Raw genomic sequence first — 1,809 nt, 5'->3', positions numbered from 1 at the left:
CGCATCGGCATCGGACGCATCACCCCGCCGTGACGTGACCCGGTCTTCAAGAACAGCCTGTGGTGCCGTCAGCCACAGCCCTAAGAAGTCAACGCCGGAACGCAGGGCCAGGTCTTCGGCGGCAACGCGCTGTGCCAAGTCAAGAAACGTGCCATCAAGAATAACGCTTCTGCCCGCCGCCAACAGGTTCGCGGCCCGCGCGAACAACCGTTCGTAAATCGCTCCACGTCCCTTCTGCGTGTAGTCCAGATGGCTTGCCTCCACCTTGCGCTCGGTGTCGGTGCGCAGATGCACCGCACCCGGACAAGAACCGATATCTGGCGCCAGATCACCCGCCAAAACCGTCTTGCCCGTGCCGGGTATCCTGTCGCCGTAAAGATCGCTTCGCCCGACATCAGCCACAAAAGCGATGTGGGGGGAGTGGTGCTTAATCTTGCTGACGAGATGTCCGTGCGTGCGGCCACCGAGGCGGTGATTGCGCGGGCCCGCGCGGCAAGGCCCGGCGCTGCTATAGATGGAGTAACGGTTGAGCGGATGGTCCGGCTGGAGCACACGCGCGAATTGTTGCTTGGTGTCAGCCGAGATCCGGTATTCGGCCCCGCGATCATGTTCGGAGCAGGCGGGGTTGCCGTGGAAGTCTTGCGTGATACGGCCGTTGCTTTGCCGCCGCTAACCACCATTCTGGCCGAGCGGCTGATTGCGCGTACGCGCGTGTCACAGATGCTGGGGGCTTTCCGTGGCACACCTCCGGTTGATCGGGCCGCAGTTGTGACGGCGTTGCTTGGTTTATCGGAACTTGTCTGCGACTGCCCTGCGATTGAAGGACTGGACATCAATCCCCTTCTGGCCGGTCCAGAGGGTGTGATTGCGCTTGATGTTCGCATCCGGGTTGCGCCACGCGATCCTTCGATCGATCCGTCAGCCCATCTGGCCATAGCGGCCTGGCCACGTCACTTGGTGCAGTTGGCAACTCTTCAAGACGGCACGTCCGTTACCATTCGTCCAATCCGGCCTGAAGATGACAGCGCAGAGCGCGCCTTTGTTCAGGCGCTGTCGCCACAGTCGCGAAAGCAGCGGTTTCTGACGCCGGTCAATGAATTGACGCCCGAGCTATTGGCAGATTTCATTGACATTGACTACCGCGTCGACATGGCGCTGGTCGCTACGGGTCAGCGCGACGGATCCGAAGAACTCTGGGGCATCGCCCGGTATACGCGCGCTTCCGACCGGGAAAGCGCGGAGTTCGCTGTCGTCGTTCTGGACCGCGTTCAAAGCAGAGGAGTCGGCACAGCATTGGTAACCGCGTTGATGAGCGTGGCGCGCGGGGCCGGGATCAAACGTTTGAATGGCTGGGTTCTTGCTGAAAACCAGTCCATGCGTGCATTGCTTGCACCACTTGGCTTCAATGAGCAGGTCTTGGCAGGTGAACCGGGTGTGATCGTGGTGGAGAAGGCATTGTCGTGAGCATGGCCTACGCGGAAGTTGGCAGGCAGCGGGAATCGCCCTTGCCGCTCACGCCTCCATTGCGCTGCGGGCGCGGCTGGGCGGGTCACATCACATTCCGATCCGGCATCGCAATGGACCGGGGCGCGGGGCGGGCCTGCCTATTTTGCCTATTCCACCAATTATCTGATCGACACCGATAACGATGTTATCCTCGATGTGGAAGCCGCCCACTCGATCCGCCAAGCCGAGGTTGGGGCGGAGCGGACGATGATCGAGCGCGTGAACGATACGTTCGGCATAAAGCCGGAACGCCTGATCGCGGACACGGCCTATGGCAAGGGCGAGATGCTTGACTGGCTGGTT

2 protein-coding genes and 1 pseudogene are annotated in these 1,809 nt (G+C 61.3%); 2 read left to right on the top strand and 1 reads right to left on the bottom strand.

What is annotated here, in order from left to right:
- Window positions 1-402: AAA family ATPase (locus tag AKV04_RS26235; protein WP_156317582.1), on the bottom strand; the 402-nt coding region annotated here is incomplete at its 3' end.
- On the opposite strand from AKV04_RS26235, the gene AKV04_RS15670 reads away from it, so the two are divergent.
- The gene (locus AKV04_RS15670; RefSeq protein ID WP_162232882.1) at window positions 289-1,464 is read left to right on the top strand and encodes a GNAT family N-acetyltransferase; all 1,176 of its coding nucleotides are present in this window, start codon (window positions 289-291) and stop codon (window positions 1,462-1,464) included. The genes AKV04_RS26235 and AKV04_RS15670 overlap by 114 nt on opposite strands.
- A 63-nt stretch (window positions 1,465-1,527) precedes the next feature.
- Window positions 1,528-1,809, top strand: a pseudogene (locus tag AKV04_RS15665) (IS5/IS1182 family transposase); the annotation flags it as partial.

The sequence above is a fragment of the Cypionkella psychrotolerans genome (genome assembly GCF_001294535.1).
In the GTDB taxonomy this organism is placed as follows: domain Bacteria; phylum Pseudomonadota; class Alphaproteobacteria; order Rhodobacterales; family Rhodobacteraceae; genus Cypionkella; species Cypionkella psychrotolerans.
The sequence above is the reverse complement of the archived record's forward strand: the minus strand, read 5'-3'. Positions and strand labels throughout refer to the sequence as shown.